This is a genomic window from Paenirhodobacter sp. YD-8, assembly GCF_056590935.1.
The window spans coordinates 289,915-305,293 of sequence record NZ_CM152649.1 but is presented as its reverse complement, the minus strand read 5'-3'; the positions used below and the strand labels follow the sequence as shown (position 1 = coordinate 305,293).

Genomic DNA, 15,379 nt, shown 5'->3' with positions numbered 1-15,379 from the left:
AGGTATTTCAGGCAAGATGAAAAGTGCGGCGGCCCTTGGCCAAAAGACCCCGCCGAGCGAACGGCGGGGCAAGGTCGTACCCGCGGGCGGACCACGGGCACTGGCGGTAACCCGTGATCGGGATCAGTTCAGCTCGGCCCGGATCTGCTGACGCAGCAGGTCGATCGGCACGAGTTTCCCCTCGCGCTTGAAGTGCCAGTAGGTCCAGCCGTTGCAGGACGGCGCGCCCTCGAGATGGGCGCCGACCTGATGGATCGACCCCTTCACGTCATTGCCGACGAGCGTGCCGTCGGCACGGACCTTGGCCTTGAAGCGGTTGCCGATGGAGTAAAGCTCTTCGCCCGGGCGCAGCATGCCGCGTTCGACCAGCTGGCCGAAGGGCACGCGCGGCTCGGCGCGTTTCGAGGTGGTGGTCTCGAGCGCTTCCTTGTCGAACTTGCGCACCTTCTCGAGCCGCTTCAGAGCGACCTTGCGATAGGCTTCCTCGCGCTCGATGCCGATGTAGTCGCGGCCGAGCATCTTCGCCACGGCGCCGGTGGTGCCGGTGCCGAAGAACGGGTCGAGCACCACGTCGCCCGGATTCGTCGTGCCGAGGATGATGCGGTGCAGCAGCGCCTCGGGCTTTTGCGTCGGATGCGCCTTGTCGCCGGCGTCGTCCTTCAGCCGCTCGTTGCCGGTGCAAATGGGCAGCACCCAGTCCGAGCGCATCTGCACGCCTTCGTTCAGCGCCTTCAGCGCCTCGTAGTTGAAGGTGTATTTGGCACCTTCGCCCTTCGAGGCCCAGATCAGCGTCTCGTGCGCGTTGGTCAGCCGCTTGCCGCGGAAGTTCGGCATCGGGTTCGACTTGCGCCAGACCACGTCGTTCAGGATCCAGTAGCCCTGATTCTGCAGCTCGGCACCGAGGCGGAAGACGTTGTGATAGGAGCCGATCACCCAGATCGCCCCGTTCGGCTTCAGGATCCGGCGCGCGGCGGCGAGCCAGTCGCGGGTGAAGCGGTCGTAATGGTCGAAGGAACCGAACTGGTCCCAGGCGTCATCGACGGCGTCGACCTTGGAATTGTCGGGCCGGTGCAGCTCGCCGCGCAGCTGCAGGTTATAGGGCGGATCGGCGAAAATGAGATCGACGCTTGCCTCGGGCAAGCTGTTCATCATCTCGATGCAGTCGCCTGCAAGAATCTGGTTGAGCGGCAGCAATGGCTGCTGCGCCCGCACGGTGGTTTTCGTCATGTCTGCCTCGTTCTGCCCTTTGCGGGCTTGCCCGTATGGGTGTCGGCTTGTGCCGATCTGGTGGGGTCAAACATGAGTCAAAGGCGATTCCCCGTCAAATTCTTTTTTGAATCAAGCACTTACAGATTTCGCTTGGCACAAGATGTTGTGTACGGGCTTGAAGGAACGCCTATGAACGGGGGTCACGCCAAGATCTAGAAGGGCCTGTAGGTGATCCTGTGTCGGGTAGCCCGCATTCCGTTCCCAGCCGTAGCCGGGGTATTGTTGCGCCAAGTCCACCATGAGCGCATCGCGCGCTTCCTTGGCCAGGATCGAGGCCGCCGCGATCGAGACGGAGCGCCCGTCCCCCTTCACGATCGCCTCGGCCGAGACCCCTAGATCTTGTGGCAAGCGGTTCCCGTCCACAAGAACATGATCGGGGCGCGTCCTCAGCCCGGCGACGGCGCGGCACATCGCCAGATGGCTGGCGCGCAGGATGTTGAGGCTGTCGATCTCCTCGACGCTGGCGTGGGCCACGCACCAGTCGGCGGAGGCGGTGATCTCCTCGACCAGCGCGGCGCGGCGCTTCGCCGTCAGCTTCTTCGAATCGTTCAGCCCTGCGGGGATGCGCGCGGGATCCAGAATCACCGCGGCGGCGGTGACCGGGCCGCACAGCGGGCCGCGGCCGACCTCGTCGGTGCCGGCGATACGGAGCAGGCCGCGCGCCTGCGCCGCCAGCTCGAAGGAATAATCGGGTGCCTGTGTCATGGCCCCGTCCTGCCCTTTCGGCCCCTGCCGCGCAACGGAAAAGGGCGGGGATCCCCCCGCCCTCTCGCCGCAGTCGGCCGACTCAGTACCGGCCGATGCGGAACCCCCGGTCCTCGAGGCAGTTGCGGCCATAGACGCGCTCGCGCCGGCCACGGTCGGTGAGCAGGTCGAAGGCGCAGCTGCGCGGCAGTTCGACCCGGCCAAGCGCGCGCTGCGCGCAATTGCCGTCGATCACCTCGCGGCGGCCGTCACGGGTGCGCACCTGCATCAGGCAGCTGCCCGGGACGGAATTGCGCGAGGGGGAATAGGCACGGCGGTCGTCCCGGTCGTAGCGGTCATAGCGGTCGTGGTCGCCACCGTAATATCCGGCGGGCGGCGCATAGACCGGAGCGGGGGCGGCACGGCGGCGGCCCTTGTCCTTGTCGAGTTCGTTCAGCAGCAGCGCCGCGGCGCCGATGCCGACGACCCAGCCGAGCGCCTGCCGGCCGTCGTCGCTGAGCGCGGCAGCCGGGGTGGCGGTGGTGGCGAGAGCGCCGAGCCCCACCGCGGCAGCGGTGATGGCGGCGGTCAGGCGGGTGCGGAAAAGTCCGGTCATGGGATCTGTCCTGGCTGATGCGGGAGGGCCCGCAGTTGCGATGCCCTCACCCTTGGCCAGAGCCCCTCCGCCGCGCAATATCAGCCCCCGGTTATCCGATAACAACGGGCGCAAACCCCTTTTGTCATTGCATAACCTCGCATCCCATCGCAGCCTGTCAGGCATGATGACACACGCGCTCTCCGCCCTTGCCATTGCCCTTGTCGTGCTGGTCGCCGCCCCGGCGCAGGCGCAGTGCTATGCCGATTACAAGGCCAAGCGGGACGATCCGCTGCGCCTCCACTACGGCGTGGCACAGCTGCCCGACAATGCCTGCACGAAACAGGCGGCCTCCCGCGCATTGGCGCCGCGACTGGCGCGAGACGGCTGGACGCTGCTCAACATCGTGTCCATTTTCGGGCCCGAAGGACTCGAGCAGAGGAAAGCCAGTGCCGGACCATACTTCCTCCGTTACTGAGGGGCTGAAGACCGGCGCCCGCGCGGTGACCTGGGGGGTGGCGGGCATCACCGCGATCCTCGGTCTTGCCGCGGCGCTGCTGTTCCTGTCGCTGCCCGACGCCGATGCTTTCAACGCGCGCGTCGAGCAGATCTTCGTGCAAAACGATGCGCTCACCGACCCGACGCAGCTGCGCCTGCTCGAGGTTCTGGGCCAGTCGGGCACCGCCTTTTCCGAGATGCTGACCTCCTATCGGATCATCATCTTCATCCTGCTGGTCTTTGCCACCGCGCTGATGGTGGCGGCCCTGGTGCTGCTTTTGACCATCGTCGGGCTGAACCGGCGCATGGGCGAGATCCGCCGCACCGGGATCGAGGTGCAGAGCCTGCGCATCCGCCGCGCCGAGAATGCGGTGATGCTGAACGACATGGCCTTCTCGCTGACCCCCGCCGCGATCGAGACCTTGGCCGTGCTGGCGGAGGCGCGGATGGACGACGACATCCTCACCGGCGCGCAGATCGAATCGGTGATCTCGGGCAAGCCAGAGGCCGAGTGCGACGAGGCCGCCGGCGCCACAAGGATCAAGCGGCTGCGCGACGGGCTCGGCAACGCGCTTGTCTCGGAACTGCTTGTCAGGAACATTTCACGCAAGGGTTACACTCTGGCGGTAGCCAAGGACGCGCTGCGGGTCGACTGAGTTTTCCTTGCGAAGGCAGGGGCGGGGGCCTATATCGCGGCTTCACTTTGCCGCTTGGGGGGGCCCATGATTCCGACACCCTTCTACCTGATCGACGAAGCGCGTCTCCTCGAGAACATGCGCAAGATCGCCGCCCTGCGCGAAGCGTCCGGGGCGAAGGCGCTGCTGGCGCTGAAATGCTTCGCGACCTGGTCGGCCTTCGACATCATGCGCCCGTATATGGACGGCACCACCTCGTCCTCGCTCTACGAGCTGCGCCTTGGCCGCGAGAAGTTCGGCAAAGAAACCCACGCCTATTCCGTCGCCTGGTCCGACCGCGAGATCGACGAGGCCTGCGGTTACGCCGACAAGATCATCTTCAACACCACCGGCCAGCTGAAACGCTTCGAGGCGCAATCGGCCGGCATCCAGCGCGGCGTGCGGCTGAACCCGCGGTTCTCGACCTCCGGCTTCGATCTGGCCGACCCGGCGCGCCCGTTCTCGCGGCTTGGCGAATGGGACATCGCGAAACTGCTCGACGTGGCCGATCTGATCTCGGGCGTGATGATCCACTACAATTGCGAGAACCGCGATTTCGCGCTCTTCGACGAACAGCTCGGCCGGATCGAGCGCGACTTCGCGCCGCTTCTGGAAAAACTCGACTGGGTCAGCCTGGGCGGCGGCATCCATTTCACCGGCGAGAACTACCCGATCGAGGAACTGGCCGCGCGGCTGAAGGCGTTCTCCGAGCGCTTCGGCGTGCAGGTCTATCTGGAACCCGGCGAGGCCTCGATCACGCAATCGACCACGCTCGAGGTCTCGGTCCTCGACCTGCTCGAGAATGACAAGCAGATCGCCATCGTCGACAGCTCGATCGAGGCGCATATGCTCGACCTGCTGATCTACCGCGAAAGCGCGAAGCTGCCGCAGGACGGTGATTTCCCCTATCAGATCGCGGGCAAGAGCTGCCTGGCGGGCGACATCTTCGGCGAGGCGCGCTTTGCCGCGCCGCTGCAGGTCGGCGACCGGATCTCGGTGCGCGACGCGGCGGGCTACACGATGGTCAAGAAGAACTGGTTCAACGGCGTCAACATGCCCTCGATCGCGATCCGTCGCACCGATGGCGCGGTCGAGCTGATCCGCGAATTCACCTATGAGGATTATCTCTCCTCGCTCTCCTGAGGGGCCGAGACGCCCCCCTTCCCCTTGCTCGTGAAAGGAGCCAGCTGAAGTGAAAAAGAACGTGCTCATCATCGGTGCCGGCGGTGTGGCGCAAGTGGTCGCCCACAAATGCGCGCAGTCGAACGACATCCTGGGTGACCTGCACATCGCCTCGCGCACCAAGGCGAAATGCGACGCGATCATTGCCTCGGTCCACGAGAAGAAGGCGATGAAAGTGCCGGGCACGTTCGAGGGACACGCCGTCGACGCGATGGACAGCGCCGCAGTCGCCGCGCTGATCCGCAAGACCGGCGCAGAGATCGTGATCAACGTCGGCTCCTCCTTCGTCAACATGACGGTGATGGATGCCTGCATCGAGACCGGCGCCGCCTATATCGACACCGCGATCCACGAAGACCCGGCGAAGATCTGCGAGATCCCGCCGTGGTATGGCAATTACGAGTGGAAGAAGCGCGAGCTCTGCGCCGAGAAGGGCGTGACGGTGATCCTGGGTGCGGGCTTCGACCCCGGCGTGGTGAACGCCTATGCCCGCTTCGCCGCCGACGAGTATCTCGACACCGTCACCGCGATCGACATCGTCGATATCAACGCCGGCAGCCACGGCCGCTATTTCGCGACGAACTTCGACCCCGAGATCAACTTCCGCGAGTTCACCGGCACGGTCTATTCCTGGCAGGGTGGCAAGTGGCAGGAAAACGCCATGTTCGAGGTGGGCAAGGAATGGGATCTGCCGGTGGTGGGCAAGCAGAAGGCCTATCTGTCGGGCCATGACGAGGTGCATTCGCTCTCGGCCAATTACCCGCAGGCCGACGTGCGCTTCTGGATGGGCTTCGGCGATCACTACATCAACGTCTTCACCGTGCTGAAGAACCTCGGCCTGCTGTCGGAACAGCCGGTGAAGACCGCCGAGGGGCTCGAGGTGGTGCCGCTGAAGGTGGTGAAGGCGGTGCTGCCCGATCCGGCCAGCCTGGCGCCGAACTACACCGGCAAGACCTGCATCGGCGACTATGTGAAGGGGCTCAAGGACGGCAAGGAGACCGAGGTCTTCGTCTACAACGTCGCCGATCACAAGGAAGCCTATGAGGAGGTCGGCTCGCAGGGCATCTCCTACACCGCGGGCGTGCCCGCCGTGGCGGCGGCGCTGATGGTGGCCGAGGGCACCTGGGACGTGCACCGCATGGCGAACGTCGAGGAGCTGCCGGCGCGGCCCTTCCTCGAGCGTTTGGGCAAGATCGGCCTGCCGAGCCGGGTGATCGGCCCCGACGGCGTCGACGGCGCGATCTGACCCCGCGCGACACATTGCAAATCATCCCGGGCAGAGGCACTCTCGCCCGGGATTTTCCTTCCCAGCGGCAGCCCGGACCTTCGCGATGACCCTTGCCTCGACCTTCTTTTCAGACTTCGTGACCGATCTCGCGAGTGATCCGCTCACCGCGGCGCTGATCCCGGCCTCGGGCGGCTATACCGTGCCGACGCAGGACCCCGCGCCGGTGGTGGTCGTGGGCACCTCGATCACCGCGACGGGGCGCGGCGACATCCTCGCGGGCACCGACGGTGCCGACCGGATCGACGCGCGCGGCGGCAATGATCTCGTCGACGGGCTGGGCGGGGATGACACCCTGCTGGGCGGCGGCGGTGGCGACACGCTTTCGGGCGGCCAGGGCGATGACCGGCTCGACGGTGGCGCCGGCAACGACCGGCTGAACGGCGACGCGGGTGCCGACACGCTTCTGGGCGGGAACGGAAGCGACCGGCTCTATGGCGGCGATGGCGATGACCGGCTGTTCGGCGACGCCGGATCGGACACGCTCGAGGGCGGCGACGGCAACGACCTGCTGGACGGCGGGCGCGGCAACGACCGGCTGGACGGCGGCCATGGCAATGACAGCCTGACCGGTGCACGCGGCAATGACGCCCTCGTGGGCGGTGACGGCGCCGACACGCTGGCGGGCGATGGCGGCAACGATTCGCTGGCCGGTGGCGACGGGAACGACCTGCTCAACGGCGGCGACGGGCGCGACCGCCTCGATGGCGGGGCGGGGGCCGACACGCTGTGGGGCGGCGCCGGCGCCGACCGCTTCGTCTTCACCGATCTTTCGGACAGCACGCCCGAGGCGATGGACGTGATCGGCGATTTCATCACCCGCGTCGACCGCATCGACCTGAGCGCGCTTGACGCCGACCTCACCCGCGCAGGCGACCAGGCCTTCCAGTACATCGGGTCGGAGACGTTCAGCGCCGCAGGGCAGCTGCGCGTTGCCTCCGCCGACGGGCATGTCCTGCTTCTGGGCGATGTCGACGGCGACGGAACGGCCGATTTCGCCCTTCAGATCTCGGGCAGCCTGGCGCTGCGCGACCTGCTGCTCTAGCGGCCCCGTCCGCCCCGGCACGCCGTCGGCCGACGGAACAGGTGCCGGCGCGGCCCCCTACAGGAGAACCGCGATGGCGCAGATCATCGTTCTGGGCGCCGGAATGGTCGGCGCGGGGGCGGCCCTCGCCCTGCAGGCGCGTGGCCACGACGTGACGCTGGTCGACCGGCGCGGCCCCGGCGAGGAGACGAGCTTCGGCAACGCCGGTTTCATCCAGGCCGAGGCGGTCGAGCCCTACCCGATCCCGCGCGACCTGCGCACGCTGATCGCCTATGCCGCCGGGCGGACGAACGACATCGTCTATGACCCCGGCGCGCTGCCGAAGATGGCGCCCGTGCTGTGGTCCTATTTCCGCAACTCCGCCCCGGCGCGGCACCGGCAGATCTCGGCGATCTATGCCAGGCTCACCCAGCGGGCGACTGCGGATCATCAGCCGCTGATCGCGGCCTCGGGTCAGGACGCCCTGATCCGCCGCACCGGCTATGGCCAGGTCTACCGCGACCCCCGCGCCCTTGAGCGCGCCGCGCGCGGGGCCGAGCGGCTGCAGCGCGACTATGGGACCGCCTCGGAGGTGCTCGACGGCCCCGCCCTGGCCCGCGCCGAACCCGCGCTCAAGACCGCCGTGCCCGGCGCGCTCTTCTGGCACGACTGCTGGACCTGTACCGATCCGGGCGGCCTGACCGCCGCCTATGCCGCGCTTCTCGTGCGCCGCGGCGGCCGCTTCCTGACCGGCGACGCCCTCAGCCTTGCGCAGTCGGGCGCCGGCTGGTCGGTCGCAACCAAGGCCGGCCGGATCGATGCCGAACGGGTGGTGGTGGCGCTCGGCCCCTGGGCGCCGGACCTGCTTGCCCGCTTCGGCTATCGCGTCGCGATGCTGTGGAAACGTGGCTATCACGGCCATTTCGACAGCCCCGCACCGCTGAACCGGCCGCTGATCGACGACGCGAACGGGGTGGTGATGACCCCCACCCGCTTCGGGTTGCGGCTGGCCACGGGGGCCGCACTCGTCGACCGCAAGGCGCCCGCCGACCCGGTGCAGCTGCGCCGCGGCGCGGCCGCCGTCGCCGACCTGATCGAGCTTGGCCCGCGCGTCGAGGAACCGCAGTGGTTCGGCCACCGCCCCTGCCTGCCCGACATGTTGCCGCTGCTGGGCGAGGCGCCGCGCCACAAGGGGCTGTGGCTCGACTTCGGGCATGGCCATCAGGGCTTCACCCTTGGCCCGACGACGGGACTGCTGCTGGCCGAGGCGATGGAGGGCCGGCGCGATGCGCTTCTGGACGCGCTTGCCCCCGCCGGCCGGCCGTCGATCCTGCGCTGAGGAACGACGCGGCGCCTAGCCCGGCCCGGCTCCGCCCTCGAACGGGGCAAGCCAGGCGCGCAGTCCCGCATCCAGCGTCGCCCGGACCTCCTCGGGCAGGGCCGCAATCAGGCGATGCTGGTTCGCGACATGGGCGCCCAACAGCTCATCGATCAGCGCAAGCCCTGCCCCGGTCAGCGCGACGACCGAGCCGCGCCCATCCTCGGGGTTGGTGCGCCGCTCGATCAGCCCGGCCTCCTCGAGCCGGTCGAGCCGGTTCGTCATCGTCCCCGAGGTGACCATCGTCCAGGCGATCAGCGCCGAGGGGCTGAGCGCATAGGGCGCGCCCGACCGGCGCAGCGTCGCCAGGACGTCGAAGCTCGCCGCGCTCAGCCCATGCGCCTTGTAGACCCCGGCCAGCTCGGCCGCGAGGTGATCGCACAGGCGTTTCAGCCGGCCGAAGGTGCCCATCGGGCCGACGTCCAGATCCGGGCGCTAGGCCCGCCATTGGGCGAGAATGCGGTCAACCTGATCCATGCAGACAGCAATGGCGAAGAATCATCTTGACGTCAAGATAGTTCCGGCGGAGTTATCTTGACGTCAAGATAATGGAGCCGCCGATGTCGCGAACCACTGATGCCCTTCTTGCCGCCAGCGCCCCGGCGATCTGGGGCAGCACCTATATCGTCACCTCGCAACTGCTGCCGCCCGGCTATCCGCTCAGCGCTGCGGCGCTGCGCGCGCTGCCGGCGGGATTGCTGCTGATCGCGCTGACCAGGCAGCTGCCGCCCCTAGCCTGGCTTGGCCGGCTGGCGATTCTCGGCGCACTCAACTTCGCGCTGTTCTGGGCGGCACTTTTCGTCGCGGCCTATCGTCTGCCCGGCGGCGTCGCCGCAACGCTCGGGGCGGTGCAGCCGCTTTTCGTGCTGCTTCTGGCGCGGGGGCTGCTGGGCACGCCGCTGAGCGCGCGGGGAATCGGCGTGGCACTGGCCGGGATCGCCGGTGTGGCGCTGCTGGTCCTCGGCCCGCAGGCCGGGCTTGATCCGGTGGGCGTGGCGGCGGCGCTGATCGGCGCGCTGTCGATGGCGCTTGGCGTCGTGCTGACCGGGAAATGGCGCCCCGCGGTGCCGGCACTGACCTTCACCGCCTGGCAGCTGACGGCGGGCGGGGTGCTCCTGCTGCCCGTCGCGCTGATCGTGGAACCGCCGTTGCCGTCGCCGAGCCTTGCCAACATCGCGGGCTTCCTCTGGCTCGGCCTCGCCGGCGCGGCGCTGAGCTATTTCTTCTGGTTTCGCGGCATCGCCCGGCTCGGCCCGGCCACGGTGACGAGCTTCGGCTTTCTCAGCCCGCTGACCGCGGTGCTGCTGGGCTGGATGATTCTCGGCGAAAGGCTGAGTGCAGTGCAGCTTCTGGGTGCGGCGATCGTGCTCGCCTGTGCCTGGCTCGGCGGCCGTGCCCCGCGTCGCGGCGACATCTGAGGCCCGCGCCGCCTCCGGAGCGGGCGCACCGAAGAATTGGCCCCCGCAGAATTGGCCCCCGCCGAACCATCCCTCGATGTCTTGGAAAATCTGGTGACCCCGAGTGGATTCGAACCACCAACCTGCCCCTTAGGAGGGGGCTGCTCTATCCAGTTGAGCCACGGGGCCACGCCGGTCTCTTTTGCGGGGAAAACCGCTGAAACGCAAGCATGCGCAGGACAAGGACACGGGAAACTGCGGACATGAAAAGGGGGAGCGTATTGGCCCACCGCTCCCCCCCTCAATTCCTCTGCTGCGATCGGAGTCTACACGCGGCAGCTGTTCGGTCTCGGGTTTTTCGGAGTCTCGCCCGTCGCCGTTATCGCTAACATAGAGCTTGCCAGATGCTTGCGCAAGGGAAATATTTGGCGCTAAGCATGAAGGACATTCACGAAAGGTTTTCGATTGGCTCGCTCTCCCGTTGACCCGCGTCGTCCCCTGACCCTGCGTGACGTTTCCGAGGCCTCGGGGGTCTCGGAGATGACGGTCAGCCGCGTGCTGCGCAACCGTGGCGACGTGTCCGAGACGACGCGCGAGAAGGTGCTCGAGGCGGCGCGCACGCTCGGCTACGTTCCGAACAAGATCGCCGGCGCCCTCGCCTCGCAGCGGGTGAACCTGGTCGGCGTGATCATCCCGTCGCTGTCGAACCTCGTCTTCCCCGAGGTGCTCTCGGGGATCTCGGCCGAGCTCGAGGACACCGGGCTGCAGCCGGTCGTTGGCGTCACCAACTATCGCCCCGACAAGGAAGAGGCGGTGCTCTACGAGATGCTGTCATGGCGCCCCTCTGGGGTCATCATCGCCGGCCTCGAACACACCGAGGCGGCGCGCGCCATGCTCGAGAACGCCGGCGTGCCGGTGGTCGAGATCATGGATGTCGACGGCGAGGGGGTCGACTCGGTCGTCGGCATCTCGCACCGGCGCGCCGGGCGGCACATGGCCGAGGCGATCATCGCCGCGGGCTATCGCAAGATCGGCTTCCTCGGCACCAAGATGCCCGAGGACCACCGCGCCCGCAAACGCTTCGAGGGCTTCAGCGAGGGCCTCGCCGCCGCCGGGCTGGCGGTGAACGACACCGAGTTCTACTCGGGCGGCTCGGCGCTGCTGAAGGGGCGCGAGATGACCCAGGCGATCCTCGCGCGCAGCCCGGAGCTCGATTTCCTCTATTACTCGAACGACATGATCGGCGCGGGCGGGCTCTTGTGGTGCCTCGAGAACGGCTATGACGTGCCCGAACGGCTGGGCCTTGCGGGGTTCAACGGCGTCGACCTGCTCGAGGGGCTGCCGCGGCGGCTGGCCACGATGGACGCCTGCCGGCGCGAGATCGGCCGCAAGGCCGCCGAGATCATCGCCGGACGTCCGCACAGCGGCATGATCGGCGGCGAGGTGATCGAACTCGAACCCGTGCTGCAGCTCGGCGACACGATCCGCCAGCGCTGACCGCCGGCGCTGATCAGCGCCGCGCGGCCCAGCTGAGCGAGGCATATTGCCGCGTGTAGAACTCGCCCATCAGCCCGATCATCAGCAACGCCAGCCCGACGACCAGCGGATAGTGCCAGTTCGAGAAATGCGGGTTGTAGTTGATGAAGGTGTAGCCGCGCGCCTGGTCGATGGTGTGGAACAGCGGGTTCCAGCTGAACAGCGCCAGCATCTTGTGCGTCAGGTTGTTCGCCACGAACATCTTGCCCGAGGCGATCATGTTCGCGCGCGAATAGATCGCCTGCACGATGCCGACGAACCCCGGCGCCCAGGGCTTGGCCGCCAGGAAGACGAGGCCGAGCGCCACCCCGGTGAACCACGACAGCAGAACCATCGCCATCGCGCCCACCCAGTCGTAAATCTCGATCGGTCCCCAGGCGGCGTGGTAGATGTAGAGCACCACCACCATTGACAGCACCTGCAGATACAGCGCGCTCAGCGCCGCGGAGGTGATCGAGACCGCGGTGGTCATCGGCGCGTGCTTCATCATCGCCGAGGTCGAGCTTTCGGCGCCGAACACCGCACCCATGGCCTTGGTGTGGGTCAGGTACAGGAAGATTCCGCTCATGATGTAGAGCAGGAAATTCCCACGGATGGTGTTGCCGCGCAGACCAAGCACCGAATACATGATGTAGAAGCTGAGCACGAGCAGGAAGGTCTGCGCCATGTTGCGCAGCAGACCGAGGATGGCATTGCCCTGCGAGCGGCGGATGTGCCGCACCGTGGCGTGATAGATCAGCTCCAGAAGACTGAAGGTCGACCCGAGGGTACTCTTGCTGCGCTCTGCCCTGAACATGGTCCCGCCCTGCTGCCTTGCGACGATTGTGGCCCGGGAACCTTGCCGATCCCTTGACAGTCATCTTAAGTTCCCCGTCAGATCATGGCAATTGGGCCTGGATGTGGCCGGAATGGAGTTGAAAATGGATTTCGTGCGTCTCGCGACGATCATGCGCAGGCTGGCCCTCGAGGCAGGCGACAGGATCATGGAGATCTACAACTCGCCCGACTTCGAGGTAAAATCGAAATCCGACAACTCGCCGGTGACCGAGGCCGACGAGGCGGCGGATGCGCTGATCTCGGAAGGGCTGGCCGAGGCCTTCCCGCAGATGGCGCTCGTCACCGAGGAGCAGGCCGCCTCGCACAGCCAGCACGTCAGCACCTTCCTGATCGTCGACCCGCTCGACGGCACGAAGGAATTCGTCCAGCGCCGCGGCGATTTCACCGTCAACATCGCCTATGTCGAGAACGGCGTGCCGCTGCGTGGCGTGGTCTATGCCCCGGCGAAGGGGCGGCTTTTCTACACCCTCGCCGATGGCCGCTCGGTCGAGGAGATCGGCCCCGACTTCGCCAAGGACGCGCCCGGCGAACAGCGCCCGATCACCGTCTCGGTGCCCGACAACCGCGGCCTGATGGTCGTCGCCTCGAAGTCGCACCGCGACCAGGCGACGGATGATTACATCGCGCGCTATGCGGTCAAGGACATGACCTCGGCCGGCTCCTCGCTGAAGTTCTGCCTGGTCGCCACCGGCGAGGCGGATCTTTACCCGCGCCTTGGCCGCACCATGGAATGGGACACCGCGGCGGGCGATGCCGTGCTGCGCGGCGCGGGCGGCACCATGGTCCGCTTCGAGGATCACGCCCCCTTCGTCTATGGCAAGGAAGGCTTCGCCAACCCGTTCTTCATCGCCTACGCTCCCGGCGTTCTGCTGGTGAAGTGACGGGAACCGCCGCGGCCTGCCCCCGATTCGCCGCGGCATCCAATGCATCCCGGGCCTTTGCGGCGCAGCGCGCGACCGTCAGGGCCCGGGAATATCCCGCCCGGCAACAATGAGCCGAAATCCGCAGCTTTTTCTCACAACTCATTTTTCCGCTCTGCAGCGCGCTTGAGAACCCGGCTGTTCTGGAAGAGAATGCCGCGGTGTCTACGCGAGCCGGCAGGCTCAAATCAAAAAGGTGCATAATGAAACGCAAGGTCACGAAAGCGATTTTTCCCGTCGCCGGCCTCGGGACCCGCTTCCTCCCGGCCACCAAGTCGATCCCGAAAGAGATCCTGACCCTGGTTGACCGGCCGCTCATTCAATACGCGATTGACGAGGCCCGTGCGGCCGGCATCAAGGAATTCATCTTCGTGACCTCGCGCGGCAAGTCCGCCCTGGAAGACTATTTCGACGACGCCCCCGAACTCGAAGCGTCGCTGCGCAAGAAGGGCAAGACCGAGCTTCTCGAAGCGCTCCAGGCCACCAACATGGATTCCGGCGCCATCGCCTACGTTCGTCAGAACCGCCCGCTCGGCCTTGGCCATGCGGTGTGGTGCGCGCGCAAGCTCGTCGCCGACGAGCCCTTCGCGGTGATCCTGACCGATGACGTCATCGCCGCCGACAAGCCCTGTCTGCAGCAGATGATGGAAGCCCATGCCGAAACCGGCGGCAACGTCGTCGCGGCGATGGAAGTCCCGACCGAGAAGACCTCGTCCTACGGCATCCTCGACATCGAGAGCGAGAACGGCCAGATGGTCAAGGTGCGCCACATGGTCGAGAAGCCGAAGGCGGAAGAGGCGCCCTCGAACCTCGCCGTCATCGGCCGCTACATCCTGACGCCCGAGGTGATGAACAACCTCAACCAGAAGAAGGAGGGCGCCGGCGGCGAGATCCAGCTGACCGACGCGATCGCCGAGGAACTGACCAAGGGCAACCCGGTCTATGGCTTCCGCTTCCGCGGCCAGCGCTATGACTGCGGCTCGAAGGCGGGCTTCCTGCAGGCGACGGTGGCCTTCGGCCTTGCCCGTCCCGACCTGCGCGACGAGTTCGCGGGCTTCCTTTCCGACATCATGGCGATGCAGAAGGCGGCCGAGTAAGCGACGATGGCAAAGCACGTTCTGGTCACCGGCGGCGCCGGCTACATCGGTTCGCACGCCTGCAAGGCGCTGCGGGCGGCGGGCTATGTGCCCGTCACCTATGACAGCTTCGTCACCGGCTGGCGCGACGCGGTGAAGTTCGGTCCGCTCGAAGAGGGCGAGCTTGCCGACCGCGCGCGGCTCGACGAGGTCTTCGCCAAGTGGAAACCGGTCGCGGTGATGCATTTCGCCGCGCTCAGCCTCGTCGGCGAGTCGATGAAGGACCCCGGCAAATACTGGCGTGCGAACGTGCTTTCGTCACTCACCCTGATCGAGGCGGCCGCCGCGGCCGGCTGCCTCGATTTCGTCTTCTCCTCGACCTGCGCCACCTATGGCGACCAGGACGGGGTGGTGCTGGACGAGACGACCCGGCAGATGCCGATCAACGCCTATGGCGGCTCGAAACGCGCGATCGAGGACATCCTGCGCGATTTCGGCAACAGCCACGGGCTGCGTTCGGTGATCTTCCGCTATTTCAACGTTGCGGGCTGCGACCCGGAGGCCGAGGTCGGCGAATTCCACCGCCCCGAGACGCATCTGATCCCGCTGATGCTCGACGCGATCGACGGGCGGCGCCCGGCGCTGACCGTCTTCGGCTCGGATTATGCCACCCCCGACGGCACCTGCATCCGCGACTATGTCCACGTCTCGGACCTGGTCGATGCGCATGTGCTCGGCCTGAAATGGCTCGAGGAGGGCAAGCCGTCCGAGGTGTTCTGCCTCGGCACCGGCAAGGGCTTCTCGGTGCGCGAGGTGATCGCGCAGTCGCGGGCGGTGACGAACCGCGACGTGCCGATCATCGAGGGCGACCGGCGGCCGGGCGATGCCGCGGTGCTGGTCTCGGGCTCGACCAAGGCGGTCAACACGCTGGGCTGGACCCCGAAGCGGGCCGACCTGACGACGATGATTGCCGACGCTTGGCGCTGGCATCAGAGCGGACATTATGAAAAATGACACCCCACGG

The 15,379-nt window shown here is 66.9% G+C and carries 16 protein-coding genes and 1 tRNA gene; 11 read left to right on the top strand and 6 right to left on the bottom strand.

The genetic code is table 11. From position 1 onward, the window contains the following. Positions 1-123: 123 nt before the first annotated feature. From AC0QTQ_RS01490 to AC0QTQ_RS01480, 3 genes are all read right to left on the bottom strand, one after another. The gene (locus AC0QTQ_RS01490; protein WP_128148916.1) at positions 124-1,227 is read right to left on the bottom strand and encodes a site-specific DNA-methyltransferase; all 1,104 of its coding nucleotides are present in this window, start codon (positions 1,225-1,227) and stop codon (positions 124-126) included. A gap of 111 nt (positions 1,228-1,338) precedes the next feature. Beyond that, on the bottom strand, positions 1,339-1,974 hold the full coding sequence (locus AC0QTQ_RS01485; RefSeq protein ID WP_480257956.1) for a ribonuclease HII: 636 nt from the start codon (positions 1,972-1,974) through the stop codon (positions 1,339-1,341). 82 nt (positions 1,975-2,056) lie between these two features. After that, positions 2,057-2,569, bottom strand: coding sequence for a hypothetical protein (locus AC0QTQ_RS01480; RefSeq protein ID WP_480257955.1), 513 nt, complete (start codon positions 2,567-2,569; stop codon positions 2,057-2,059). Positions 2,570-2,735: 166 nt separating this feature from the next. Here AC0QTQ_RS01480 and AC0QTQ_RS01475 point away from each other — a divergent pair, with 166 nt between their 5' ends. The 6 genes from AC0QTQ_RS01475 (at position 2,736) to AC0QTQ_RS01450 (ending at position 8,550) form a co-directional block, all read left to right on the top strand. Next, the gene (locus tag AC0QTQ_RS01475) at positions 2,736-3,026 is read left to right on the top strand and encodes a hypothetical protein (RefSeq protein WP_480257954.1); all 291 of its coding nucleotides are present in this window, start codon (positions 2,736-2,738) and stop codon (positions 3,024-3,026) included. Further along, entirely contained in the window at positions 2,998-3,702 is a 705-nt protein-coding gene (locus tag AC0QTQ_RS01470) for a winged helix-turn-helix domain-containing protein (RefSeq protein WP_121530700.1), read from the top strand. Before AC0QTQ_RS01475 ends, AC0QTQ_RS01470 begins: the two co-directional genes overlap by 29 nt. 66 nt (positions 3,703-3,768) lie before the next feature. After that, positions 3,769-4,863, top strand: coding sequence for a carboxynorspermidine decarboxylase (locus AC0QTQ_RS01465; protein WP_480257953.1), 1,095 nt, complete (start codon positions 3,769-3,771; stop codon positions 4,861-4,863). A 49-nt stretch (positions 4,864-4,912) separates the two neighbouring features. Continuing rightward, positions 4,913-6,148 carry a saccharopine dehydrogenase family protein gene (locus tag AC0QTQ_RS01460; RefSeq protein ID WP_480257952.1) on the top strand — a complete coding sequence of 412 codons (1,236 nt, stop codon included), beginning with the start codon at positions 4,913-4,915 and terminating at the stop codon, positions 6,146-6,148. An 85-nt stretch (positions 6,149-6,233) separates the two neighbouring features. Further along, positions 6,234-7,232, top strand: a complete 999-nt coding sequence (locus tag AC0QTQ_RS01455) for a calcium-binding protein (RefSeq protein WP_480257951.1) — start codon at positions 6,234-6,236, stop codon at positions 7,230-7,232. A gap of 73 nt (positions 7,233-7,305) precedes the next feature. Beyond that, positions 7,306-8,550: an NAD(P)/FAD-dependent oxidoreductase gene (locus AC0QTQ_RS01450; protein ID WP_480257950.1), complete on the top strand. Its 1,245-nt coding sequence runs from the start codon at positions 7,306-7,308 to the stop codon at positions 8,548-8,550. Between the two features lie 15 nt (positions 8,551-8,565). Here AC0QTQ_RS01450 and AC0QTQ_RS01445 read toward each other — a convergent pair whose 3' ends face one another. Further along, the gene (locus AC0QTQ_RS01445; protein ID WP_480257949.1) at positions 8,566-9,000 is read right to left on the bottom strand and encodes a MarR family winged helix-turn-helix transcriptional regulator; all 435 of its coding nucleotides are present in this window, start codon (positions 8,998-9,000) and stop codon (positions 8,566-8,568) included. 149 nt (positions 9,001-9,149) lie between these two features. Between AC0QTQ_RS01445 and AC0QTQ_RS01440 the strand changes: the two genes are divergently transcribed. Beyond that, entirely contained in the window at positions 9,150-10,007 is an 858-nt protein-coding gene (locus AC0QTQ_RS01440; protein ID WP_480257948.1) for an EamA family transporter, read from the top strand. Between the two features lie 91 nt (positions 10,008-10,098). Here AC0QTQ_RS01440 and AC0QTQ_RS01435 read toward each other — a convergent pair. Beyond that, positions 10,099-10,175: transfer RNA gene (locus AC0QTQ_RS01435), tRNA-Arg, on the bottom strand. 351 nt (positions 10,176-10,526) lie between these two features. Between AC0QTQ_RS01435 and AC0QTQ_RS01430 the strand changes: the two genes are divergently transcribed. Beyond that, positions 10,527-11,483: a LacI family DNA-binding transcriptional regulator gene (locus tag AC0QTQ_RS01430; RefSeq protein WP_480257947.1), complete on the top strand. Its 957-nt coding sequence runs from the start codon at positions 10,527-10,529 to the stop codon at positions 11,481-11,483. Between the two features lie 13 nt (positions 11,484-11,496). Here AC0QTQ_RS01430 and AC0QTQ_RS01425 read toward each other — a convergent pair whose 3' ends face one another. After that, entirely contained in the window at positions 11,497-12,318 is an 822-nt protein-coding gene (locus AC0QTQ_RS01425) for an ABC transporter permease (RefSeq protein ID WP_480257946.1), read from the bottom strand. Between the two features lie 124 nt (positions 12,319-12,442). Between AC0QTQ_RS01425 and cysQ the strand changes: the two genes are divergently transcribed. The 3 genes from cysQ (at position 12,443) to galE (ending at position 15,369) form a co-directional block, all read left to right on the top strand. Then, complete coding sequence (cysQ, locus tag AC0QTQ_RS01420; protein WP_480257945.1) at positions 12,443-13,240, top strand: 3'(2'),5'-bisphosphate nucleotidase CysQ; 798 nt, start codon at positions 12,443-12,445, stop codon at positions 13,238-13,240. A gap of 242 nt (positions 13,241-13,482) precedes the next feature. Then, entirely contained in the window at positions 13,483-14,376 is an 894-nt protein-coding gene (gene galU / locus AC0QTQ_RS01415) for a UTP--glucose-1-phosphate uridylyltransferase GalU (protein ID WP_183077434.1), read from the top strand. Between the two features lie 6 nt (positions 14,377-14,382). Next, on the top strand, positions 14,383-15,369 hold the full coding sequence (galE, locus tag AC0QTQ_RS01410; RefSeq protein WP_121530730.1) for a UDP-glucose 4-epimerase GalE: 987 nt from the start codon (positions 14,383-14,385) through the stop codon (positions 15,367-15,369). The last annotated feature ends 10 nt before the right edge of the window (positions 15,370-15,379 follow it).